This window comes from Selenomonas sp. oral taxon 920, assembly GCF_001717585.1.
Lineage (GTDB): Bacteria > Bacillota > Negativicutes > Selenomonadales > Selenomonadaceae > Centipeda.
In genome coordinates this window covers 475,195-499,408 of sequence record NZ_CP017042.1, presented here as the reverse complement: position 1 = coordinate 499,408, position 24,214 = coordinate 475,195, and the positions used below count along the sequence as shown (strand labels likewise).

At 46.5% G+C, this 24,214-nt stretch carries 22 protein-coding genes; all 22 read right to left on the bottom strand.

Annotation, left to right across the window (positions count from 1 at the left end):
* Positions 1-18: 18 nt before the first annotated feature.
* A complete protein-coding gene (locus BCS37_RS02295) occupies positions 19-1,185 on the bottom strand; it encodes a nucleotide sugar dehydrogenase (RefSeq protein ID WP_069179965.1) in 1,167 nt (388 codons plus the stop codon).
* A gap of 45 nt (positions 1,186-1,230) precedes the next feature.
* Positions 1,231-2,403, bottom strand: coding sequence for a glycosyltransferase family A protein (locus BCS37_RS02290; RefSeq protein WP_237142729.1), 1,173 nt, complete (start codon positions 2,401-2,403; stop codon positions 1,231-1,233).
* A 174-nt stretch (positions 2,404-2,577) separates the two neighbouring features.
* Positions 2,578-4,446: an LIC12162 family transferase gene (locus tag BCS37_RS02285; protein ID WP_069179963.1), complete on the bottom strand. Its 1,869-nt coding sequence runs from the start codon at positions 4,444-4,446 to the stop codon at positions 2,578-2,580.
* Between the two features lie 70 nt (positions 4,447-4,516).
* On the bottom strand, positions 4,517-5,542 hold the full coding sequence (pseI, locus tag BCS37_RS02280) for a pseudaminic acid synthase (RefSeq protein ID WP_069179962.1): 1,026 nt from the start codon (positions 5,540-5,542) through the stop codon (positions 4,517-4,519).
* A gap of 22 nt (positions 5,543-5,564) precedes the next feature.
* Positions 5,565-6,497, bottom strand: coding sequence for an ATP-grasp domain-containing protein (locus BCS37_RS02275; protein WP_069179961.1), 933 nt, complete (start codon positions 6,495-6,497; stop codon positions 5,565-5,567).
* An 18-nt stretch (positions 6,498-6,515) separates the two neighbouring features.
* Positions 6,516-7,217, bottom strand: coding sequence for a metallophosphoesterase family protein (locus tag BCS37_RS02270; RefSeq protein ID WP_069179960.1), 702 nt, complete (start codon positions 7,215-7,217; stop codon positions 6,516-6,518).
* On the bottom strand, positions 7,214-7,891 hold the full coding sequence (locus BCS37_RS02265; RefSeq protein ID WP_069179959.1) for an SDR family NAD(P)-dependent oxidoreductase: 678 nt from the start codon (positions 7,889-7,891) through the stop codon (positions 7,214-7,216). Before BCS37_RS02265 ends, BCS37_RS02270 begins: the two co-directional genes overlap by 4 nt.
* Entirely contained in the window at positions 7,888-8,787 is a 900-nt protein-coding gene (locus tag BCS37_RS02260) for a class I SAM-dependent methyltransferase (protein ID WP_069179958.1), read from the bottom strand. Before BCS37_RS02260 ends, BCS37_RS02265 begins: the two co-directional genes overlap by 4 nt.
* Before the next feature lie 23 nt (positions 8,788-8,810).
* Entirely contained in the window at positions 8,811-9,845 is a 1,035-nt protein-coding gene (pseG, locus tag BCS37_RS02255) for a UDP-2,4-diacetamido-2,4,6-trideoxy-beta-L-altropyranose hydrolase (RefSeq protein ID WP_237142727.1), read from the bottom strand.
* 32 nt (positions 9,846-9,877) lie between these two features.
* The gene (locus tag BCS37_RS02250; RefSeq protein ID WP_069179957.1) at positions 9,878-11,170 is read right to left on the bottom strand and encodes an aspartate aminotransferase family protein; all 1,293 of its coding nucleotides are present in this window, start codon (positions 11,168-11,170) and stop codon (positions 9,878-9,880) included.
* A 33-nt stretch (positions 11,171-11,203) separates the two neighbouring features.
* A complete protein-coding gene (locus BCS37_RS02245; protein WP_069179956.1) occupies positions 11,204-11,956 on the bottom strand; it encodes a cytidylyltransferase domain-containing protein in 753 nt (250 codons plus the stop codon).
* Positions 11,957-12,000: 44 nt separating this feature from the next.
* Complete coding sequence (locus BCS37_RS02240) at positions 12,001-12,654, bottom strand: class I SAM-dependent methyltransferase (RefSeq protein ID WP_069179955.1); 654 nt, start codon at positions 12,652-12,654, stop codon at positions 12,001-12,003.
* A gap of 11 nt (positions 12,655-12,665) precedes the next feature.
* The gene (locus tag BCS37_RS02235; RefSeq protein WP_083205806.1) at positions 12,666-13,544 is read right to left on the bottom strand and encodes an aldo/keto reductase; all 879 of its coding nucleotides are present in this window, start codon (positions 13,542-13,544) and stop codon (positions 12,666-12,668) included.
* 38 nt (positions 13,545-13,582) lie between these two features.
* Positions 13,583-14,737: a UDP-4-amino-4,6-dideoxy-N-acetyl-beta-L-altrosamine transaminase gene (gene pseC / locus BCS37_RS02230; RefSeq protein ID WP_069179953.1), complete on the bottom strand. Its 1,155-nt coding sequence runs from the start codon at positions 14,735-14,737 to the stop codon at positions 13,583-13,585.
* Positions 14,734-15,717, bottom strand: coding sequence for a UDP-N-acetylglucosamine 4,6-dehydratase (inverting) (gene pseB, locus BCS37_RS02225; protein ID WP_069179952.1), 984 nt, complete (start codon positions 15,715-15,717; stop codon positions 14,734-14,736). Before pseB ends, pseC begins: the two co-directional genes overlap by 4 nt.
* A gap of 66 nt (positions 15,718-15,783) precedes the next feature.
* The gene (locus BCS37_RS02220) at positions 15,784-17,523 is read right to left on the bottom strand and encodes an ABC transporter ATP-binding protein (protein WP_069179951.1); all 1,740 of its coding nucleotides are present in this window, start codon (positions 17,521-17,523) and stop codon (positions 15,784-15,786) included.
* 163 nt (positions 17,524-17,686) lie between these two features.
* The gene (locus BCS37_RS02215) at positions 17,687-18,631 is read right to left on the bottom strand and encodes a GDP-L-fucose synthase family protein (RefSeq protein ID WP_069179950.1); all 945 of its coding nucleotides are present in this window, start codon (positions 18,629-18,631) and stop codon (positions 17,687-17,689) included.
* Entirely contained in the window at positions 18,628-19,950 is a 1,323-nt protein-coding gene (locus tag BCS37_RS02210; RefSeq protein ID WP_069179949.1) for a sugar phosphate nucleotidyltransferase, read from the bottom strand. The genes BCS37_RS02215 and BCS37_RS02210 overlap by 4 nt, the downstream gene beginning before the upstream one ends.
* A 24-nt stretch (positions 19,951-19,974) precedes the next feature.
* Entirely contained in the window at positions 19,975-21,006 is a 1,032-nt protein-coding gene (gmd, locus tag BCS37_RS02205) for a GDP-mannose 4,6-dehydratase (RefSeq protein ID WP_069179948.1), read from the bottom strand.
* Positions 21,007-21,038: 32 nt separating this feature from the next.
* Complete coding sequence (locus tag BCS37_RS02200) at positions 21,039-21,905, bottom strand: glycosyltransferase family 2 protein (protein WP_069179947.1); 867 nt, start codon at positions 21,903-21,905, stop codon at positions 21,039-21,041.
* 77 nt (positions 21,906-21,982) lie between these two features.
* On the bottom strand, positions 21,983-23,170 hold the full coding sequence (locus BCS37_RS02195; protein ID WP_069179946.1) for a glycosyltransferase: 1,188 nt from the start codon (positions 23,168-23,170) through the stop codon (positions 21,983-21,985).
* A 35-nt stretch (positions 23,171-23,205) separates the two neighbouring features.
* Positions 23,206-24,207, bottom strand: a complete 1,002-nt coding sequence (locus tag BCS37_RS02190; RefSeq protein ID WP_069179945.1) for a glycosyltransferase family 9 protein — start codon at positions 24,205-24,207, stop codon at positions 23,206-23,208.
* Positions 24,208-24,214 lie beyond the last annotated feature (7 nt).

Below are 24,214 nucleotides of genomic sequence, written 5' to 3'. Positions count from 1 at the left end.
ACCTCCTGGCCTAAGACCCTAGTCTCTTCTAAAAATATCCCGTGTGTAGACCTTGTCCTTGACATCAGACAACTCTGCCGACCAGCGATTCGCTACGATGATATCGCTCCCCCGCTTAAACTCCTCGATATCATGGAGAATCCGGCAGTGAAACAGTTCCGCTTTCTCCGCCATTGGCTCGTAAATAACGACCTGCGCGCCCTCTGCGCGGAGTCGCTTGATAATCCCCTGAATCGCCGAAGCACGGAAATTATCGGATCCTGTTTTCATCGTCAATCGATAGATGCCTACCGTCCGAGGCTCTTTTGCAAGGATCATCTCGGCGATGTGATCTTTTCTTGTATGATTCGCCTGCACAATAGCAGTGATAAGATTTTGCGGTATATCTTTATAATTTGCTAAAAGCTGCTTTGTATCCTTCGGCAGACAGTACCCTCCATACCCAAACGAAGGATTGTTATAGTCCATACCGATGCGCGGATCGAGGCATACGCCCTCAATAATCTGCCCACTGTCCAGACCGCGCAGTTCCGCATAGCTGTCCAGCTCGTTAAAGTACGCCACACGAAGAGCAAGATAGGTGTTCGCAAAGAGCTTGACTGCCTCTGCTTCCGTTGACTCCATAAAGAGCACCGGCACATCTTTTTTTATCGCGCCTTCAACCAGTAATTGTGCAAATAGCTTTGCCGCCGCCGTCTGTGCACCGATGATGATGCGCGACGGATAGAGATTGTCATGAAGAGCCTTCCCCTCGCGCAGAAACTCCGGCGCAAAAAAGATATTTTCACACGTATAATGTCGCTGGAGCGACTTCGTGTAACCGACCGGCACAGTGGACTTAATGACAATATGAGCATTCGGATTGATCGCGAGGATCTTCTTCAGCGCATCCTCCACCGATGATGTATCGAAAAAATTCCGCTTGGGATCATAGTCCGTCGGCGTTGCTATAATGACATATTCCGCCCCACAAAACGCTTCCTCGGGATCTGTTGTAGCACAGAAGGACAATGCTTCCTTACGAAGATACGCCTCAATATCTGCATCGACAATCGGCGAACGTTGCTGATTGAGCAGCGCCACCTTGGCAGGATCAATATCATACGCACACACATCATGATTCTGTGCAAGCAAAAGACCGTTCGACAGTCCTACATAACCTGTACCCGTGATTGCGATCTTCATATTTCCCTCTCTATGACTTTGTCGGACAACAAGTAAATGGTATATTCAGCACTGACGAAAAACACTCTCTTTTGGCGACTGATACTGCACTGTTATATATCGAGGCATTCCTAAACAAGATTTTATCACGCTTTTCAGCCAGGAAGGAATAACTCTGCGAATAAGATCCAATAGAATATTTCCCTTTTTTTCTTCATTCACACACTGCAATATCGCGCCACCTCTCGTATCCTGAGGCAGTTTCACTACTTCCCAATTCCTTTTCTGACAGGCTTTTTTTATTCTCTCATTTTCTCGTTGATAGTCCTCCTGTGTATCATATCTTATGCATTCTGCCTCCCTGATAATACCTTTAAACACATTTTCTTCATTGCAACGTTCGCTCCTACTAAGCATATGCATTGTATAATTATAATCCGCTGAAATCATATTTGTATTCGTAATCCGCAGATGCGGAACAGTCGCATACTGCAAACGTTCTATCCCACATGGACTCAGCTCTTGAAATTTACATGCCGCCGCATACGATATGCTATGTACAATCCCTTCCGAATCCGACAAGGGGATCATAACATACAAATTATCACGAAAAAAAACCAGCGTTTTCACATAGCTCAAAATCAATAAAGGCGGCCCATAGTCCGGATTAAAAAAATTGAATACGCTGCCATATGTATCCTTGATTTTATGAAGAATTTCTGCTCTTATAACCCCTCCTAACAAACTGCCACATCCGGGAATGCCACCATGATCTTGAAAATTTCCATTAGGAAAATCCAACTTTTTTGCAATCGCCGCCTTCGGATCACATTTTTCCCACTTGTTCACCGTATCTAGGCGACGATCCAATTTTCCTTCAAACGATTTTCCATCCATTTGATATAAACTGTAAAAGTCCCACCCCCAATTAAGCATATCCGGCATCTTTTCTTCCTGAATACATGTGTGTAGGCTCTGTAGTGTATCTGAATACATATACATCTTATCCTGCATGAAGCCGACATACCGTCCAGATGCAAACTGTAATCCATATTCCCAATTCCCACACATTCCCAAAACGGGATCATCTGGTGGATGCACATAGATAAAGCGCTCATCTTGATATTTTTTAACAATGGTCTTACAGGAAAGATCTTCATCATCATAATCGTCGGTAATGATGACTTCAAAATCTGAAAACGTTTGGTGATGTAAGGAATAAAGTGCTATATCCACCATAGCAGGTCTTGCCTTTGTCGGTATTATCACTGAAAAAAAGGGCATAGTTCCATATCACTCCATAGCAGCCATATCCCTAGACCAAGCTGAGATAAAATAAAGGGGCTTTTATCTGAAGAACAGTTGATATGCTTTCCACTTTCATCAAATAGCCTTCTCTTCATCATAATTCAGTCATTTCCTTGCTTGGCGCAGTAATTCATGTATCCACCAATCATCAATATCATCCACTTCAGATAAGTAATCCTCTCGGATTTTTTTCACAACTCGTTGTCTCGTGGGCTCATTCCACCACCCTTGAACATTTTCATGTATCCGGTTTACCAACCAGGCCGCTTCGTCACAATCATATATGATGATACCAACTTCCTCCATCAAACGTACATTTTCAAGAGCCTCTTCTCTAAAATGCGATGTTTGTCTATCCAAAAGCATAATGAATGGCTTATTAAGATACAGCGCTTCTCGCCATGTCGTTGAGAGATGATCACATACCATCAACCTACATCCTGTCAAAACCTCGGCAAAGGAAATATTTCTATCTATCATATCCACTTCACTGAAATTTGTTGCAATCTTTTCAGTGCCTAAAAATTGAAGCATAGGAAACAACTTTGTTAGACAAGATACTATATGCCAGCCATAGTCTACATAGAATTCTTTTACATATAGATTATCTCTCACATGCTTTTCTAAAGCAGAAAAGAATTCAATCTGTCGATCTATATATCTTTTCTTGTGAACATCATCTAAGGAGTCATCATAGTGTGGATACACCCAGAATGCAGTCCCAACAAAAAGAACATATCGATCTGAGCTTTTCATATCCCAATAGTAGCTAAATTTATATGAGGGTGAGCTCAGAATCTCACATATAGAAGAGCGTGGCTTCGCTGCCCCTCTGGACCATGAATAAAAAACATCACTTAAATATTCTTCTTGTTCAAGTATACCTTCTACTAGTTCGTAATTTCCCCCATGCTGCAGCTCCAGGATTTTTACGCCACGACGTTGCGCTAGGAAGGAAAAAATGGTTTCCTTACTGCAAGACAGTATTCCAGTATATGATAATATGACTTTCAATTTCTTATGTGTTGTTAAGAAATGCAAGCTGTTTTCATGATGATATTTATATTCTTCAAGATAGAGTTTCGGTAAGGTTCGCCCTATAATATCCGCAACAATAGGGGATATATTGTTAACATTCCTTAGTGCAAATATTATGTCCCGCCGCAACTCATCCGAAATAGAAACATTCACTTCAATTAAGGGCAATTGTAGAGGCTGTATTTTTCCGACGGATCCAATTAACCACTTCGAGCTCGTATCAGCAGGAATGTCTAAACAATAATACAACACCTCCTCTTTACCACGAAAAATTTTAATGTACATGTATTCTCTTAGTTTTCTCAGTATATATTGTGGAGATGACGTACATGCTTTCTTGATTTTATAATATAGTGTATGTAGAAAAGAGTTTTTTTTCTTCTCTATCTCTCCCCTTGCGACGGATGGGCCTTTAATCTCGACAGGTTCTACTTGAATTCCAAAATATCTTTTTGCCAAATAAGTATAAAGCCAAAGATGATAATCATCCGTCCATAGAGAATCTGGCCTGCCTTCAAAATAGTTCTTATCCATGAATTCTTTTTTTGTATATGTATAAAACTCCTGCCCACGATACTGGCTCTTGAGAGCCTCAAATTGCAGTATTTTTACTTGGACATCATACACAATATACAACAAGCATCTAAAAAACAGTCTCTCCCAGTATTCCCTATCTTCATAAATCTTAGAATGACTACTTATAACTTGGCCAATACATGCAGCGACAGCTTTGATATTATCCTGAAAAAGCTTATCCTTAATGGGCCGTTTTACATTACAAAAGCTATAATGTAATCTTGATTTTTCTTTTTCATCAAGCTGCTCACAATATACTTGGTTAAGAAAAATCATTGCTGCATCAAAGTTCCATAGTTTTCTATTTATCGTTATAGGAAGAAATACTCTGTTGTTCTTTTTAGTCATCTCCACACTCATCTGCAATTCTCCTTACGTATTGACTATTTATTCTCTATTGAGTGTTTTACGATTGATTCAAACAGAGCCATTACTCTACCAAATCCCAAGACACAGGTGTCCCACATTTCACATTGTATTTGACTCGTCGCCCAAGCAACGTATCATAGTATTGGGGTAAAAGGCCAAATCCCGGGCGGATGCGCCGCAGATTCTTTTCGGTAAAGACATCTCCCGCCTTCATATCCTCCGCAACGTATAGGCTACGTCGGAACTGCAGGGACTTCTTTTCCTGTTCCGTAATCTCATAGCGCACCTCGCCCATCGCGAGTGCAGCAACACGGCATTCTCGAACGAGCTGTGCCATCTCATCCGGCTCTAAAGAGAAGACCGAATCGACGCCTCCGTCGGCACGCGACAATGTAAAGTGTTTCTCGATCACGGTCGCCCCCAATGCAACACTCGCAACGGCAACACCGATACCGAGCGTATGGTCGGACAGCCCCACATCACAACGGAATAGTTCCCGCATATGTGGGATTGTTCGAAGATTCGTCCCCTCGGGAGAGGACGGATAGCTGCTCGTACATTTGAGCAGTGTCAAATCTGTGCAGCCATTCTCCCGTGCCGTTCGAACGAGATCATCAAGTTCCGATACGGTCGTCATGCCGGTCGAGACAATAAGCGGCTTCCCTGTCCGCGCAACTTTCCGAATAAGAGGAAGATCGACATTCTCAAATGATGCAATCTTATAGCACGGAACGCCAAGTTCCTCAAGGAAATCGACCGACGTATCATCGAACGGCGTGCTGAATCCCATAATTCCGTGTGCCTTGCAGCGGTCAAAGATAGGCTTATGCCATTCCCATGGGGTATGCGCCTTCTCATATAGATGGTATAGCGACTCGCCCTCCCATAGGCTGTCTTTATCCGCAATAAAAAATTCGCCCGTATCAATATCGAGGGTCATCGTATCTGCGGTATAGGTTTGAATCTTGACCGCATCAACCCCCGCCGCTGCCGCAGCATCAACGATGGCGAGTGCTCTCTCGAGTGATTGGTTATGATTGCCCGACATCTCTGCAATGATAAAAGGCGTCCCCATTTTACTCCACATATCCGAGCTCCCATATAATCATTTATCCAATAATATCTTCATAGATCTTGTAAAAACGAGTCCCGATCATAGGCGTTTGATAACGGTCAACAACACGATGTAAAAAATCCTGCATTGACCAAATCACATCCGAAAATCCAAGCTTATATCGAAACCGCACCGTACTGGAAAAACGTGGATTGATTTCAAAAACATACGGAATACCCGCACGCAAACGCAGCTGAACATTGATGCTCCCCTGCAAATCAAGATGCAGGGCTATCGCATGAAGCAATTCCTCGATCTCAGAGTTCGTCTCAACAATGCCGCTTCCTGTGAGTCCGCCGCGCAATTTCCGCCGAAGAATAATGCTTCGTATTTCTCCCGAGGAGCTGCGGAAAAGCCCACACGTGTATTCGGCGTCATCGCCCTCGATCAACTCTTGAAAGATTTCGTCTTTGCTCTCAAAAACCTGATCGCAATTATTTTCCTCTGTAAGAATGCGTACATCCTTGCTGCCGCACCCTGTCCGACTTTTCAAAATGCAGGGGAATTCCTGCGGCATCCCATGTGCAGCAATTTGTGTCCAAGGATGAGGAAGTCCATGTTTTTGCAGGAACTCTGCTGTTCTATACTTATCGAATCCAACTTCCATCGCTTTCTTATTGGCGGTCAGGAACAGATCTTTCCGTCCGAAAAAGTCGTTTGCGTACAGCGTCCGCAGCTCAGGCTCAGAACTCGGAATAACGAGATCTATATGCTCCTTCTCCACAAGCTGCATCAAGGAATCCATGTAGTTCGACGATGTCGCTCTCTCAACAACAAAGCAGTCATCAAAGAATACCCATCCCGCATGATCCGCCTCTATATCGCAGCCGATCACAGCGGCTGCGCACCGTTCTTCCTGTAAGATACGTCCGATCGCAAGCCCAATATCGCCGCCGCAGCCAGTCACCAGAACCTTGTGAAACAGCATGATGTGTCTCCTTTTCTCTCAGCGACGCAGAACATCCTGCAAATATCCAAGTTCCGGATCGTATTGACGACACTCGTTCAAAACCTGCGTGATGTCGTACGGTGTCTGCCGCATCGTTATAACATCATTTTCCGTATTGATGATACACCAATCGGCATATCCGCCCCGCTCACGCGCCTGTCCGACAGATCCAGGGTTGACGACGCAAAAGAATTTGCTGCATCGAATCATTGGATAATGCGTGTGTCCCAGAAGGACATAATCAGCTTCAATCTCCGCGAAATCAAACATCTCTGCTTTCGCATCGGGATAAATATAGCGATCTTCATCAGGTGGTGATCCGTGACACAGAAGGAAGCGTTTACCGTCACGTTCTTCCTGTCGCTGATTAGGCAGTGAGAGGAACTCCATCAAACTCTTTGTAGGAATCTGCTGTGCGGCGATTTCAAGCCCATGCCCGTATTTTACGCATATCTTGTCCCAGTCTATACTACCTTGCAGTGCACGTTCCAGCATGCGCTCGTGATTTCCACGAATCATACGGCACCGAAGCTTGGACTCCTCCAAAAGCTGAAGAACCTCGAGAGGACGATGGTAATACCCGATCAAATCCCCCAATATAAAACATTCTTCAATTTTCTGTCGCCGAATATCCTGTAAGACCGCCTGCAATGCAACAGCATTTCCATGAATATCAGAGAGAACAGCGATCAGGCTCATAAAATATACTTTCGGATAATCTCTTGCGCGACTTCATCGGGATCACGCAGTTTCCCATTTACCTTATATGAGCGGAATTCCGCAAGACGAGGAAAAGACGCCGCGGTTGACGCGCGAATCTGTTCCTGCATGTCCGTATCCATAACACCGGGATCTACGTGGATGACCTCGACATCTCTGTCTGCTTTTCCTTGTTCCGCCAAGACATCAAGAAACATTTTAAACGCCGCTTTAGTTGAGCAGTATGCGCCCCACCCGGCAATTGGATGATCTGCTGCCCCACTCGAGATATTGATGATCTTGAGCTTCCTTTTTTTTCTGCGGCAAAAGCCAACAAGCTGGTTACAAAAAGCCATAGGAGAAACAAAATTGATGTGTACAGCTTCTTCGAGTTGTTTATCAGAAAGCACTCCGATTTCACCAATGGGTGCTATCGTCCCTGCATTGTTAATAAACACGATGGATTCTGTTTCATCTAATAACGCATGATCTATTTGAGGCATCTGATCTGGCTTTGCAAAATCCCATACAATGAATAAACCCGAGATTTTTTCTTTGTTATCAGGAACATGCCTGCCCATACAGGTTAAGCGAATATCAGTTTGATGATTCAACGAGAGGAACAAACTTCGTCCAAGACCTCGTGAAACACCTGTCAAAATGATGTCTTTCATCCCATTTGCCTTTTCCCAAACACAGCAATTAAATTACGACCCAGTCCCATACCTCCCAGAGCTTTGTAAAGTGCAATCTTTTCGTTCAAAGAAAATTCGCGCAAAAGTTTTGTCCAATGCCTTCTTGCGACATGACAATTATGTCCGACTTCTGGATGGTCATAATAGTTCGTATCCGGATTCAATCCAAAGAACTCTATGATGTCTGTTCCCAGAACAAGCTTAGTTTCTAAGCCACACTCCTGAGCCAAATTCACCAAACCATCTTTGTTAAAATATGAGATGTGCTCCATCTCAGCAATCCATTTTGTCCTTTTGATGAGTCCACCTTCATAAAGGTATCCCTGCAACGGATTGAAATCATTTGGCACATTAATATAGAGTATGCCACCTTGCGCTAAGAGTTGTTCACATTTTTGTAAAATCAACTTTGGGTCAATAACGTGCTCGAGAACATTTTCCATATGGACAACAGTATATACTTTCCCCGCAGCAATGCGAGCGTCACAAACAGATTCGACATCTCCCTGAACAAAGAATTTTTCCACGCTCTTATTATGCTTTTGAATTCCATAACAGGAAAAATCACAACCTTCAACAGACCATCCGCGTTCATGAAAATATGCGAGTGCCCATCCCTCACCGCAGCCTATATCAAAGAAACTCTTGTCCCCCTCCTGCACACAAAGAGTATTTAATAAATACTCTTTCTCTTCCAAGTTGGCGCGGATATACTCCAGTTCCTCTGCATCATACTCTTGTTCGTATGTATCAGATTTGGTTTCTTGATAATATCTTTCCCGATAATGTTTCTCCAACTCCTCCAATTGGGGGATAGGATCAAGTTGAAAAAAACCATATTCATTCTTTTTGACACCACTGATATTTTCCCACATAACACTTCCACCTACTGTAGATTTTACATATGGATACTGCAGGTCTGCTGAAAATCCTTAAGGAGCTTAGGATTCATATATTTCGACACTGCTCTCATAAGATCTGCCGCTGTCACTTCATCCCATTTACCCAGATAGTGAATCAGTCCCGCTTCGGCACAGTCCCGACAAACCTCAAACTGATTCTCGGCGATTGCCGTTACAATGGTGGGAAGCCCCAAAAAGCAACGCTCCCAAGAGGTCGTTCCTCCAGCCCCAAGACCAAGATCAGCATTTGCCATGAGCTGCGCCATATGGGAAACCTGACAATGGTAGTGGAGAAATCCATGTGACGCGCAAAGGTTCTCGATATACGTACGTTGCGGATTGCTCCCGCCAACAACAACATCTACATCAACAGAAGGCAAATGCAGCTGCAAAAGCGCATGAATCGCCTTCTCTGTCTCGCACGTCGCATCACTGCCGCCATAGAATACGAGAATACGGCGCAGACGGCCGTCCCGCTTTCTGAGATGTGCACGCGCCGCATAAAACTCCTCTCGCAGGAGCGCATGGGGTGGACCAAGCAAAAGTTTACATTTCGGTGGTACAAGCCCATCATAACGGTACTGCATCTCACGATAGAAGTTCTGATCGAGAAGGATATCACAGTCATGCTGGCGATTTGCCAGGTCATCAATCACGAAGATTTCTCGAACCAGAGACCGCATCTGCTGTTCCCAAACAATATCAAGTGCATAGCTGTCCACAACGAGACGGTCCACGGGTGGAATCTGGCGCAAAATCGTCGCTGTTTCCTCCGCATCCATAGTCTGCAAAACTGTAAGCCATGCCGCATAGCCCGTAAGATTTGCCTGCATCTCATGACGCGGCAGGAGATGCAAAGAGAATCCATGCTCCGTAACCATCCGATGCAGACTTCCTATAAGATCACGCGAGATAAAATGAACCTCCGCATTTTTCTTCCGCATCTGCTCCGCCAGTGTCAAACAGCGCATCAAATGCCCGCTTCCAATCTGCTCGGACGAATCTACGCGAATCACCGCAACACTGCTCACAGCATCCATCCGATCTGTTATTCCACACTGCATTATCCAAGAACGATCTTCAACGGCTGTCCCTCCATATAGGTTTCGGGATGTCCGCTCCTGAGCGCCTCACGATAGACCTTCATCGCATCCTCGAATACATTAAGCGTGAAGTCGAGATCCTCCTGTGTATGCGTGTAGCAGGGGAAGATGTGCCAGCCGAGAAGGACGCCGCGCTTGACACTCTCCTGCATAAATATAGAATTGTATAGCCAGTCCTTTTTCCCGTCATAGTCCGTGTACTCAAGATTCAGACGGCAGGGGTAACCGCTGAGGTCAATCGGCACATCAATATCCTTGGCAAGCCGACGGAAATTATCTTGAAGGTATTTCCCCTTCGCCCAGATTGCCTTTATAACATCACCAGACTCGAGTTCCTTCATCACAGCAATACCGGCAGCAAGGGACAGACAGTCACCGCCAAAGGTAGTAGAGATAAAGATTTTCTTATCTACTTCCTCCATGATGTCCTTGCGTCCCGCGACAATGGAGAGCGGCATTCCGTTCGCCGTCGCCTTGCCGAACGTCGAAATATCAGGTGTCACACCAAAGTATTCCTGCGCACCACCGATTGAGAAGCGGAATCCGTTGACAACCTCATCAAAAATCAGCAACGCTCCGTTCCGATGACAGAGATCCTTCAGTTGTTCAAGGAAGCCCTCTTTCGGCGGCTCAACCTCGACTGCCTCGGTAATGACAGCAGCGATTTCCCCAGGGTAGGTTTCAAAATATTCCTCGACCTTTGCCAGATCGTTGTAGTCAAACTTATGCACGAACTGCCGCACCTCAGGCAGAATACCGCCCTGACGAACGCTCTCCGCCGCCGTTGTCCATTCATGCCAACCGTGATACTCCCCGCGCACGATATGCTTGCGCCCCGTATAGCAACGTGCGATGCGGACAGCCGCCTCCGTCGCAGAAGAACCGGTTTTGAGGAAGCGGACTTTACCCGCGCTTGGGATATGCTTTATGCAAAGTTCTGCGTACTCCACTTCCTCGGGCGCAACGAGGGAGTATCCCATGCCGCGGCGCAGCTGTGCGAGTACAGCATCATCCACCGCCTTGTACTGATAGCCAAGCAGGATTGGCCCAAGCCCCATATCGTAGTCGATGTACTCATTACCGTCCGGATCCCAGACGTGCCCATCTTTGCCATGATCAATATAAATAGGAGACACACCCTTGATATGCGTCTCCGGGCCTTTACTGTATAACTGACATCCGGAAAGAATCGTATCTTGCGCCCTTTGCCACAACTCATCGGATTTTTTCAAGCTTCTCTGATTGATCTTCACGTTGATGCTCCTCCTCGCCTCTCCACGCCCCAACTATAACAGCAGTGCATCCTCTGCTATGGATTTCTGCAACCCCTCATTGCGTAAAATTCCCTGATTGATCTCCCGCAGCTCCGGCTTCTCATCGAGCAATGCAAGGATGTCCTGCATAGCAAAGTCATTGTTGCGTGGAAAGAGTTCGGTATACACAGCCTCAACAAAAGCAAAATCACGTGGCTCATCCACCGTCCAACGCAGGTCACCATAGTCCGCCGCTGCGTCCACACTGCCAATGCGAAATAGCTCCTGATGATTGCGGAAGTAGAGAGTGACATGTTCCCGCTCGGAGGGCATTTTTGCATCCTGATGCGCCCGTGTGAGGGCAGCAAATGTCATGACCTCAGTATCAAGTCCATCTGGGAATCGTTCCGTTGTATGCGTATAGTCATTCTGCTCGGCAAGATGCCGCACAATCACATCATCAACAACACGCCAGTCAATGAGTGGGCAGTCTCCCGTTACACGCACAATATGATCTGCAGCATATTCTGCTGCACAGGCATAGTAACGCCTAAGAACATCATCGAGGCTGCCGCGATAGAGCGCGTACCCAGCTGTCTTGACTGTCGCGGCAAGCATATCATCACTTTCATCTACACTAGTTGCAAGAACGATCTTAGTAATTTCCTTGCTTCGATTGAGCCGTTCCATTTGTCTAAGAATCATCGCACGCCCCAAGAGAGGCTGCAGCACCTTTCTTGGCAGACGCCTGGAGGAAGTCCTTGCCTGCAGAATTGCTAAAACCAATATATTTCCTCCTAGTGAACGTAAAAAATGTGCACATTATTTAATTACACCAATACATAGTATTCGTTGTCCTCCATCTTACGAAGGGCTGTACACATCCCCCGCTCTTCAGATGGTGCATATCCATATATTAGTTTATCATGATTAAATGTAAATACTGCAACTTCCCGATATAAGCCTATCGCCTTGAAAAATGCCGCATAATCTTGTTTATAGGTATAAACTTCCTCATTTGGCAAGTGATGATATTTTCTTTTTTGCTGATAGTCGGGGCAAAAATCGCCAAGCACTAACGTCCCCCCTCCTCGGACAAGCGCATCAATAGTGACCATCGATTGCGCCAGATGATTTCGATCAACCCAATGCAATACAAAGTTGCAGATTACAAGATCAAACGTTTCATCAGAGGGAACCTCATGCAGCGCCTTCTGCGCCAAATGAACATGGGAAAATGCTTTGCTCCCTGCCTCAATCGCTTCATGCGAAATATCATATCCATAGCACACAGCGTTATACTTCTGCCGCAAGTGTTCCAACCGGCAGCCGTTGCTGCATCCAAGCTCCACAATCCGCTGCGGCCGCACACCAATATTTTCAATCATGCGGCAAACATAATCTTCTTTTGGAACCAACTTTGATTTATTACGTTTGTACCACTGATCTCCTTCTCCATTTTTAAAAATCATATTCTGTGTCATAAATATTCCCCCTACCAAAGATTTGGTTGAATAATTTCCAATGGTGTATCTAAAAAAGCGCCTTGCAGATGCTGATAGCACCGCATCGACGCGGCCCCTTTCTTCGATATTTTAATATTCTCTATCAGCTGGTCAGGTGTATCAACACCAAATACAACATAGTCAATATGAGGATGCGAAAGCGCATAAAGCATTGCTGCCTCAACAGGTGAACAATCACTCTCTTGAGCCTTCTTTTGAAAGCATTCTATCAATCGGCCACTGCCCTTGACCCTTGCCTCTGCAGCTCTTGGATTCATAAGGAGAAGCCCCTGTAAAAAGGCACTCCTTGCAAAGATTATTTTGCTGTTTTTCTTTGCCAATTCAAAAAAACAGCACACATCAAGGCGTTGATCGAGCACATTATACGGAATTTGTATTGCATCAATGCGATCATCCTGTGCTGCCTGCATGGCCTCTTGCGGCCCATAAACGCTGATCCCGATCTTTTCTGTAAGACCACGTTCTTTCGCAGTACACATTCCATCCATAATGCCGCTTCTGTCTAAATCTTCTGCACGATGAAGCATGTAACAAAAGAGTTTTTCTGCCCCTAAACGCTGAAGAGAGCAACGAAGTTCGGCAAGCACCTCTTCTTTACAATCTGCAGCACCGGGAGACAGCTTCGATACAATATGAGCCTTCTTCACAAGCCCATAGCGGCCTAAAATAGTTTCTGCCGTCCCATAAGCGCTTGCCGTATCAAACATATGAATTCCCTGAGCAAGAGCTATGTCCAGAACAGTACAGACTTCCTCATCTGTCGGTTGGCGCTTAAGCGAATTATTGATGCCGTACTGCATGCCAAACTGCACCGTCCCGAGACAGAGTTTAGCTTTCAAATCCTGCACAAACAGCACCTTCTTTTCCGAATCTGAAACTCTGGTTATCATAAAATCTTTCGCAACGATTCGACAATGCGATCTTGCTGGTCATTCGTCAAATCATAGTAGAGCGGAAGTGTGAATGCCTCGTCATAATACTTCTCGCTCTGCGGGAAATCTCCTTGTCGAAAGCCGAGCTTTTCATAATATGGCTGACGGTGCACCGGAATATAGTGGAGATTGAGCATGATTCCCTGCTCCTTCATTGCCTCAAAAAGCTGTTGCTTCGTCTTGCTGATCTGCCCAAACGCTACGCGTACCACATATATATGCCAAGAAGGGTTCGCCCCTTCCATCACATGCGGCGTTACAAGTGGGAGTTCCTGAAGCAAGGCATCATAACGTGCCGCAAGTTCACGCCTCCGTGCAACAAAAGCATCCAGGCGCTTCATCTGACTGGTGCCAAGCGCCGCCTGAATATCTGTCATGCGATAGTTGCAGCCGAGCACAATCTGCTGATAATACCACGCGCCATCAGAGACATGCGTCATCTTGGCAGGATTGCGTGTTATTCCATGGCTGCGGTAAAGCAGGAGCTTTTCGTAAAGTTCATGGTTGTTGGTCAGCACCATGCCGCCTTCCCCCGTTGTAACAATCTTGACGGGATGAAAGCTAAAGACTGTCATATCGGAAAAAGCACAGCTTCCAACCTTGGTGTCCAAGTAGTCTGCACCTACCGCATGAGATGCATCCTCGATGATGGTAAAACCGTATTCATCTGACAGTTCTTTGATGCGCACCATATCGCAGGACTGTCCCGCGAGGTGTATCGGAATAACGACTTTCGGCAGTTTATTTTCTCGCCGTGCACGTCGCAGCTTTTCCTCAAGTGCAGCCGCACTCATATTATACGTCTTTTCATCAATATCAACAAAATCAACATCCGCCCCACAGTATCGTCCGCAGTTTGCCGAGGCGACAAATGTGATCGGGCTCGTCCAGAGCAACTCGCCCGTGTCAAGCCCTGCGGAAAGACATGCGATATGGAGTGCCGCCGTCGCATTGCAGACTGCTACCGCATATTTCGCCCCGCAGTAATCCGCAACAGTACGCTCAAATTGTTCGATTGCAGGTCCCTGCGTCAAGAAATCGGAGCGCAGAACCTCCTCAACTGCCTTGATGTCAGTCTCACTGATGCTCTGTTTCCCGTAGTAAATCATGGGTTCATCTCCCTCAGTTCCTCAACGGTCAGAAAATGTAGGTTAGAACCAGAGTCATAGGCAAAGCCATCGGGAACAGGCCTACCTTCCTCGCCAAGCATATTTTTTTCATAATCGACTCCAAAGATCGGCGTCGAAGGGCGAATGACGAAGTGATCCGAAAACTCAAGCGTATCATAATAGAGGTCGGCAGGACACATAACCTCATGAAGTTTTTCCCCTGGACGGATGCCAATGACATTGATCGGCATATTCGGAGCGATTGCTTTCGCCAAATCCGTAATCCGCATAGAGGGAATCTTTGGAATAAAGATCTCCCCGCCATGCATACGTTCGAAGTTCTTCAATACGAATTCAACGCCATCCTCCAGTCGCAGCCAGAATCGTGTCATGCGAGTATCTGTCACAGGAAGCTCCGTCGCCCCGTCTGCAATCAGCTTCTTAAAGAACGGAACGACAGAGCCACGCGAGCCAACAACATTCCCATAGCGAACAACCGCAAACCTTGTCTCACGATCCCCAACAAGATTGTTTGCGGCCGTAAAGAGCTTGTCTGAGGCAAGCTTGGTTGCACCATACAGATTGATCGGATTTGCCGCCTTGTCCGTGGAGAGGGCAATCACCTTTTTGACGCCTGCCGCGATTGCGGCATTGATAACATTCTGTGCACCGTTGATGTTTGTCTTGATGCACTCCATCGGATTGTACTCCGCCGCAGGCACCTGCTTAAGTGCTGCGGCATGCACAACATAATCCACCTGGTACATCGCCTGTTTCAAGCGAGGTTCATCACGAACATCTCCTATAAAATAACGCATGCAAGACTGATTGAACTTTTGCTGCATCTCAAACTGTTTGAGTTCATCGCGGGAAAAAACAATGATCTTCTTTGGTGTGAACCTCTTGAGTACGATTTCTATAAACTTCTTTCCAAACGATCCAGTTCCACCTGTGATAAGAATACTTCTATTGTTAAACAAGTAAGTCATCTCCTAGTAAGAATCAAGATATTCTAAAGGTTATGTGTAGAAAGGCTCGCGCTGCCATTATAGTGTTTCCGCTTTTCCATTCTCAAATCGCACTTTGAAGTCGCATTCTGCAAGTGTGCTGACACGATGCGCAATCGCAATGATGGTAATCTGCCCTTTGAACTTCAGTATTGTATCAGTAATACTCTTTTCCGTTTCGTTATCAAGAGCTGAGGTTGCTTCATCAAGAATCAGAACTTCGGGCTGCTGATAGAGAGCACGCGCGATTCCTATGCGCTGTCGCTGCCCGCCCGAGAGCTTCACGCCGCGTTCACCGACCATGGTTTCGATGCCCTTGGGCTGTGCGTTCACAAACAAATCTAATTCTGCCATAGTAAGGGCTTTGTGAACGCGAACATCATCAATTTCATCGGTGGACTCCCCCAGTGCCACGTTCTCACGAATGGTCGCATCGATCAGGTAAATGGATTGTGGAACGTAGGCGATATTCGCCTGCCAGGCACGCAGTTGATGGCGAATGTCCACGCCATCAACGGTGATCCTGCCGCGTGTCGGAACGAAAAGCCCCAGAAGGATGTCAACAAAGGTGGTTTTTCCCGCCCCCGAAGGACCCACGATTCCAACAAAGCTCCCCTTCGGTATTAAAAAGCTGACATCTGTGAGCACATCCTCTGAAGTGCCTGGATAATAAAACCCCAGATGCTCCACACGAATCACATTGGCAAAGGGAAGTGATGGCGGCAGATCTGCCATCTTGAGTTTCCGTTGATGATATTTGCGGGATTTAATCGCAATCAGTTCGCGGTAAAGCTCCTCAAACAGCGGAAGCTGAAACTTGATTCCGTTTGAAAGGGTCACAATACGGTTCGCACTCGGCATCAGACGAAAAGCCGCAAGTGCCAAAACTCCGAGCAGAGGGACGATCTCCATCGGCGTATACCCCATAGTCATCTTCTCAATGATGAGGAAAAGTAATGCACATACAATGAGCGTCTCAATGATGATGCGGGGCAATTGATTCAAAAACATGAACTGTCCATTTGCCAGTCCATATTTTTCGTAGTTCTGTATGAATTCCTGAAGGAAGAACTGTTCCTTGCGCATCACCTTCGTTTCCTTGACCGCCCCCAGTCCCTGATTCACGGCCTGAACGTACGCTGCAGCATATACATTCTGTATCTGCCCAGTCTCACCAATCCTGCGCCGAAATGACCGAAGCAGTGAATAGATCAGCCCCCCCATCACACCTGCTACAACAATCGCTGTAAAGGGATCTGCAAGGACAAGCATTCCCCAAATGGTCAACGCAGTAATAATCTCCGTCAACAGCTGAAAAACAGGAACTAAGATGTTAGAAAATATAATAACACCGCCGCTATTGACATTTCGCAGAAGCACTGCCGTATTATGATTCAGATGGAAAAGATAGGGTTTGGCAAGATAGCTTGCCATAATTTCCTTGGAAAACTGAATCTGATTCAAGACAGCAAAGTTGATCTGCAAATGAAGCTGCCAAACGAGATAGAGATTTTTCAGGATATAGAGAAGAATAAGGAAGAGCGAGAGCCCAATGATAAGTTCTGTATGCGTTGTAATGCCGACCTTCGCCGCATAGTCTGCAATCTCCGCATGTTGTGCAAGAAAATCCGGCTGTCCCATAAGTGAGATCAGGGGCAGGATCGCGCCGATGCCGACCGCCTCAAGGACAGCACCGACCATCATCACAACAACCAAAAAGGCACAGTAGCGCAGTTCCTTCGGCGTGAAGATCGAAAAGATTTTCAGAAACAATTTCATCCGGAAAAAGCTCCCTAGTTCTATGCAAAATCACTAAGCAACGACACAAATTGCAGACACAATAAAAAGCTACCTGACACACAACAGTATAGATGTAAGCAGGTAGACTGTCAATATATGCCTTAACGTCGCTGCAATAGAAGCATTTGCTTCATCAATCCACTTACCGTTCCGCACGCACTGGGTTGTTCAAAAAATCCTCGTATGCAAGTCGAATCCCGTCCTCGAGTTCTGTTGTGTACTGCCAACCGAGCGCTGCCGCCTTGGAGACATCGAGTAGCTTGCGCGGCGTTCCGTTCGGCTTCGTTGTATCCCACAGAATCTCTCCGCGATAGTCCACCACACGTGCAACCATCTCCGCGAGTTTGCGGATCGAGATTTCCTTGCCGCTCCCCGCATTGACCGTCTCGTCTCCGCTGTAGTGATTCATCAAGAAAACACAGAGGTTTGCAAGATCGTCGACATAGAGGAACTCGCGCAGCGGTGAGCCGTCGCCCCAACAGGTCACGGACGGCGCGCCCGCTTCTTTCGCCTCGTGAAACCGTCGGATCAGTGCGGGAAGAACGTGACTGTGCTCCGGATGGTAGTTGTCGTTCGGGCCGTAGAGATTCGTCGGCATGACTGAGATATAGTCCGCTGTGTACTGTTTGTTCAGATACGCACAGTATTTCAGCCCCGCGATCTTTGCAAGCGCATATGCCTCGTTCGTCTCCTCCAGTGCCGATGTCAGCAGGCAGTCCTCCTTCATCGGCTGCGGGGCGAGACGCGGATAGATGCAGGAAGATCCGAGGAATTCGAGTTTCTTGCATCCATTCTCCCAAGCGGCATGGATGACATTCATCTCGAGCATCATGTTTTGATACATAAAGTCGGCGGGAGCTTCCGAATTTGCCTGTATTCCGCCGACCTTTGCCGCCGCCAGAAAAACATACGATGGCTTTTCCTCCGCAAAAAAAGTCTCGACAGCATCCTGCCGGCAAAGGTCAAGCTGCGCGTGCGTGCGCGTTATGATGTTCGTATATCCCTGCCGCTCAAGCTCTCGGCAGATGGCAGAGCCAACCATGCCGCGATGCCCCGCCACGTAGATCTTTGCATCCTTTTCCATCATCGTACTACCTCTTCCGACCACTTGATTTTATCCTCTTTTACAATATCCTCGCCGATCTGAACTTCGATTACAACCATATGCTCCTCTGCGCTGATCTTGTGCTTCATCCCCACAGGAATATCAACGATATCCCCTGAGCCCACGGCACGTTCCTTCCCATCGAGCAGAACCGTCCCGCTGCCGCTCACGACAGTCCAGATCTCACGGCGACGCGCGTGGCTGTGGTAATTCATCGCGTGTCCTGCATTCAACGTCACCTTGATCGTCAAGCTGCCTTCCTCCACGTCGATAATGCGGAAGCTCCCCCACGATTTTTCGGCAAACATAACGGGCTGACTGATCTGCTCAACATAGGGCTTCATATGGCTCGACGCTGCTTTATCCGCCACAAGGATGCCCTCGGGACTTGCCGCAACAATGAGATCCTGCCCGCCCATCACCAGAATCGGGACATCCAGTTCGTTGACAACGTGGGTACTGCGGCATCGTTCATCCATCGTGACATCTCCGAGCGAGGCTTCCTCCATGATCTCCGTCAGCGTGTTCCACGTCCCGAGATCCTTCCATGCCCCTGCATAGCGCAGAACGCCGATATTTTTCTCCCGCTCGACAACGGCATAGTCAAAGCTGATCTTTTCAAGACGGTCATAGATCGAAAACAGTGACTTATAGTCCGCGCATCCAAGCAGCGTATGCGCACGCGTTAGCACATAGCCCAGACGATAGGCAAACACGCCGCTGTTCCAGAGTGCCCCCTGCTCGATGTACCGTTTTGCCGCAGCTTCATCGGGTTTTTCGCGAAATGAGAGGACGCGGCTCACGGGCTCTTTGTCCTGCGGCATGATGTAGCCGTACTTCTCACTCGGATAGGAAGGTTCAATGCCCATAAGCATGAGACTCGCCGCACCGTCTGCAGCAAGCTGTGCCAAACGGTGAACCGAGGAGAAATATCCGTCCTCGACATAGGGATCGACCGGACAGACGGCGACGGCTTCATCGCACCCAACGCCTTTCACATCATGCAGGTAGGCACTGACAAGTGCAATCGCAGGAAACGTATCGCGGCGGCACGGCTCGACAGAGATATCGACCAGATCACCGAGCTGGCTGCGCAGTGCCGAGACCTGCGCCTTCGATGTTGCGATCGTGATCTTTGCATCCGGAATAGCATGGCGCACCTGCTCGCAGACACGTTGTGCCATCGAATGCCGCGATCCGTCATTCTGTCGAAAAAGCGGAATGAACTGCTTGGAACGAATGTCATTCGACAGCGGCCAGAGCCGTTTCCCCGAACCGCCCGAAAGCAGGACAATGTGCATATACGTTCTCCTTCGACAGGAATCTCAATGTCCGTACTTCTCTCGATCCGCTTGTACCATCATGCGGACGAGGTCAGCGAAAGACACCTTGCGCTGCCATCCAAGCTCTCGTTCCGCCTTCGACGGATTTCCCCAGAGAAGCTCCACCTCGGCAGGACGGAAATAACGCGGATCGACATCGACGAGCAGACGCCCCGTTTCTGCGTCATAGCCCTTCTCCCCAACACCGCTTCCTCGCCATTCAATCTCGATGCCTGCTGCACGGAAGGACAGCTCCGCAAATTCGCGCACCGTATGCGTCTCATTCGTCGCAAGCACATAGTCATCCGGCATATCCTGCTGAAGCATCCGCCACATGCCCTCAACATAGTCGCCTGCAAAGCCCCAGTCGCGCTTTGCAGCCAGATTCCCGAGCGAAAGTTTTTCCTGCTTCCCTGCAAGGATACGGGCAACAGCAAGCGTGATCTTGCGCGTGACAAAGGTCTCCCCACGGCGCGGTGACTCGTGGTTAAAGAGAATCCCGTTCACTGCGAACATATCGTAGGATTCGCGGTAGTTCTTCGTAATCCAGAAGCTGTAGAGCTTTGCCGCTCCATAAGGTGATTTCGGATAGAACGGCGTTGTCTCACTCTGCGGCGCCGTATCCGGAAGCCCACCGAAGAGCTCCGATGTCGATGCCTGATAGAAACGGATCGGCAAGTCGCTCTGTCGCACCGCCTCCAAAAGGCGGATCGTCCCGACACCCGTCGCCTCTGCCGTATACTCCGGCACCTCGAACGAAACCGCCACATGGGACTGCGCTGCGAGGTTATAGACCTCATCCGGCTGAATCTCACGAATGAGTGCATGTGCATTGCTCGAATCCGTCAGGTCACCGTAGTGGAGAAAGAGCCGCCCATCATACTGAACATCAGACAGGAGATGATCGATCCGCTCCATGCATGGCGTGCTATGCCGACGAATGATACCGTGTACCTCATAGCCCTTTGCGAGCAGAAGCTCGGACAAATACGAACCGTCCTGCCCCGTAATTCCTGTAATCAATGCTTTTTTCATGTGATTCTCCTGTCTGCCTATATACATAAAACTCATTCAACACGTCCGCACCAACGACAAATTGGATTTGTACATTGATGTTTCTGCCACCGGATATGCGTGTTAAGAAATCGCCGAACAGGAATCCAGAGACGTTTAGCAATGGGGAAAAGGCCTACTGCTGCAAGCGCCTTCTTCATCCTGCGCTTTATAGGCCGAGCAAGCATATCATTCGGTGAATGAAAAGGCAATCCCAACTCTTCATAAATCCTATTATCTTCTTTGTGGCAGGCCTGCATATCGGAACTTATGCCTGCTATCGAAAAAAAGGCGACCATTTCATCACTATATTGTATTCGCACCATTTCATCATAATAACACTGCAAAAAAAATTTATAATCTGCTGCAATACGATAATTTATATCAAAAGGATGCTGCAGAAGTAATTCCTTGCGAGCAAACATCGCTGCATGGGGAACCATTCCACCTTGGTATGTCTCCTTATTTCGCGCCATCTCATTAAAATACGGAAATTGCATACTGCTCTTCTCATCTACGCACCATGCTTGACCACATAGGATATCCGTATTCAATTCAATTTGATGCACAATACGAGAAATAATATTTTGATCCACGAGCGCGTCATCCCCGCCTAGAACCTCTATATACTCTCCCGATGCCATACCAACACCTTTATTCAGCGCATCATAAAGCCCACGATCCGGTTCGCTAATCCAACGCAGTCCATCTTTTTCGTACTTCTTTAAAATATCAATCGTTCCATCTGTAGAGCCCCCATCAATTATGATGTATTCAAGATTGGGATAATCCTGATAAACAACACTTACTATCGTCTGTTCAATCGTTGCAGCTGCATTATACGATGCTGTAAGAATCGTTATTTTGGGTAACTGCTTCAAAATAAACCTTCTCCTTTTGACACAAATATAAGAGTCTCTAGTTCACAGAAACACATCCAAACATTTAAATCCAACTGTCAAAAGAGCAATTCCTGCCATCTTTTTTTGTTGTACCGATAATCGTATTGCTCCTTGAAAAAAATGTCTGCATTTGCAGACAATTGTTCGCGTTCCCCGCGATGTGACAACAAGCATTCCATACAGCGAATATAATCCTCTTTCGTATCCGCTACGAAATATGGAACAGGCTGTTTCTCATCAAAGGGAACACCGTCAAAACAATGCGTGGAAGCAATGATTGGAATTCCCATGGAAAGGCCCTGAACCAATTTCATTTTTGTCCCGGATCCTTTTATAACCGGGGAAACAAGGAACAAGCAATTCTGCATAAGACGATACAGTTCCTCTTCCGCAAGAAATCCTGTAAATTCGATATTTTTATGCCGAAATTCCTTCTGAACCGATTCCTGATTTTTTCCAGTAATGAGAAGTTTTATGTCCGGATGCCTTTCGACAAATGGATAAAACACCGACGATACAAAGTGCTTCATGCTGTAATAATTTGGATAAAAATCCAGCGTGCCGTTAAATACAATATATTCACTGTTCGTATCATACCATCTATGCTCTGAGCGAAGGTAAGGCGTCGGCATATATACAATATTGTCCAATTGAAACTCTTTTTGCAAAAGATGATAATCAGCAGGAGAAATAGAAATAACCCGATCGGCTTTCCTTAAATTCACTTTCTCATAGTGGTAGGTACGGTTTATTTCCAACTTTGATAAAAAGCCAAACTTAGACAGCACATCTTTTTGAAATTCATATTCTACATTATGCGCAAACGTGATGATGCGTATATTCTTGGCCTTTAAGCGGTCATAATCAATGTATTCCCCGGCATAAGGAGACTCTAACAGGACAGTTTCGATTTGATTCTGCGCAATATAATCCATCACCTGCTTTTTATTTTCTTCGGAAGCCAAGACCTGCGCATTTCTTGGCTTCCCTGAAAATATATAGTCCGCTATGGCTCGAAAAGGCGCTTTTCTTACGCTCGCATGGCATCTTTGAAATATAAGCAGATTGGAGAATTCTGTCATATGCTCATGCCAATCCTCGCACGGATCTTCGACATTTCCCATGACGCCATGCAAATCCGCACCTAAAAACTTCAAAATACGGCTGTGCATTGCAATGCACTTCTGACCGCCATCCGAAATCGGGTAATTTTTTCGCGTCATAATTTGCAGGACAGTTTTCATTTAATCCTTCCTTAAACGCAGTATTTTCTCAGACATTATCTACATAAAAGCGTATAGGCAAGCTGTGCCACATCCTCTGCATTGATGCTGCGAATACACCTATAATCCGTACACTTCGGTTTATTGTAACATGGCCAATATTCACAATCAAATTTTCCTGTCACAACGCTGCTGAGAGGCGTCTGCCAAATATGAAAATCATTAGCCCCATTCAACATTATACTGCGGACGCCTAAACTGTAAGAAGCGTGAACAGCGAAACTATCCAAACAAATAAGCAAATCAATGTGCCGAAGCTCTTCTAAAAAAAATTGCAGATCTCCCGCAATGATATTGGAACTCTGATCAATCTCGATATTTTCTTCGAGAATTGCTCGTTCTGCGGGGGAACAAAAGAATTGTACAACACAGCCTTTTTCAAGCAATAATCTATACAATCTATTCCATTTTTCCCACTCCCATAATCTGCATTTCTGACTGGCAAAAGGATGTATTCCAATAATTGGAGGGGAAGCACATAGCCCGTTGGGTTCCTGCGTCCATTTTTGAACATCTAAATACTTTAGTAAATATGCAAGTTGGATATAGACATTTACCATATCCTTCGGTATGACGACAGGCTCAACAAGGAACGATAAACCTCGGCGAATCAGGTGATTGAAGGGATGCCCCTGCTCTCGCTCAATACTGATTATCCTTTTCGGATGAGCCAACCACAGGAGCAATCTCTCGCGAAAATCTCCCATTGTATCAATTGCAAGGTCATAACGTTCCTTACGAAGTGTCCATATCGTTCTCGCAAGTGTGATGATATTCCATGACTTCATCCCGGCGATGGGAAATCCGGAGGTATAAAATTTATTGATTCGTGTATTTCTTGAAAATATACCTGCAAACTGCTTCTTTGCCCAAAGATCGACCCGCTGCTCCGGATGTCCTGCACCATACTGAGAGATCAACGTGCTCTTTATAATCGCATCGCCAAAATTTCTCGTTTCAAGAAATAACACTTTTCTGTACAGGCTTACATCAGGCATATGTCCT

Coding starts and splice junctions, on each gene's coding strand:
- BCS37_RS02295 (WP_069179965.1), bottom strand. CDS start 1,185: ATGAAGATCGCAATCACGGGTACAGGTTATGTAGGACTGTCGAACGGT.
- BCS37_RS02290 (WP_237142729.1), bottom strand. CDS start 2,403: ATGGTGGATATAGCACTTTATTCCTTACATCACCAAACGTTTTCAGAT.
- BCS37_RS02285 (WP_069179963.1), bottom strand. CDS start 4,446: ATGAGTGTGGAGATGACTAAAAAGAACAACAGAGTATTTCTTCCTATA.
- pseI (WP_069179962.1), bottom strand. CDS start 5,542: ATGTGGAGTAAAATGGGGACGCCTTTTATCATTGCAGAGATGTCGGGC.
- BCS37_RS02275 (WP_069179961.1), bottom strand. CDS start 6,497: ATGCTGTTTCACAAGGTTCTGGTGACTGGCTGCGGCGGCGATATTGGG.
- BCS37_RS02270 (WP_069179960.1), bottom strand. CDS start 7,217: ATGAGCCTGATCGCTGTTCTCTCTGATATTCATGGAAATGCTGTTGCA.
- BCS37_RS02265 (WP_069179959.1), bottom strand. CDS start 7,891: ATGAAAGACATCATTTTGACAGGTGTTTCACGAGGTCTTGGACGAAGT.
- BCS37_RS02260 (WP_069179958.1), bottom strand. CDS start 8,787: ATGTGGGAAAATATCAGTGGTGTCAAAAAGAATGAATATGGTTTTTTT.
- BCS37_RS02240 (WP_069179955.1), bottom strand. CDS start 12,654: ATGACACAGAATATGATTTTTAAAAATGGAGAAGGAGATCAGTGGTAC.
- pseC (WP_069179953.1), bottom strand. CDS start 14,737: ATGATTTACTACGGGAAACAGAGCATCAGTGAGACTGACATCAAGGCA.
- BCS37_RS02220 (WP_069179951.1), bottom strand. CDS start 17,523: ATGAAATTGTTTCTGAAAATCTTTTCGATCTTCACGCCGAAGGAACTG.
- BCS37_RS02215 (WP_069179950.1), bottom strand. CDS start 18,631: ATGATGGAAAAGGATGCAAAGATCTACGTGGCGGGGCATCGCGGCATG.
- BCS37_RS02210 (WP_069179949.1), bottom strand. CDS start 19,950: ATGCACATTGTCCTGCTTTCGGGCGGTTCGGGGAAACGGCTCTGGCCG.
- gmd (WP_069179948.1), bottom strand. CDS start 21,006: ATGAAAAAAGCATTGATTACAGGAATTACGGGGCAGGACGGTTCGTAT.
- BCS37_RS02195 (WP_069179946.1), bottom strand. CDS start 23,170: ATGAAAACTGTCCTGCAAATTATGACGCGAAAAAATTACCCGATTTCG.
- BCS37_RS02190 (WP_069179945.1), bottom strand. CDS start 24,207: ATGCCTGATGTAAGCCTGTACAGAAAAGTGTTATTTCTTGAAACGAGA.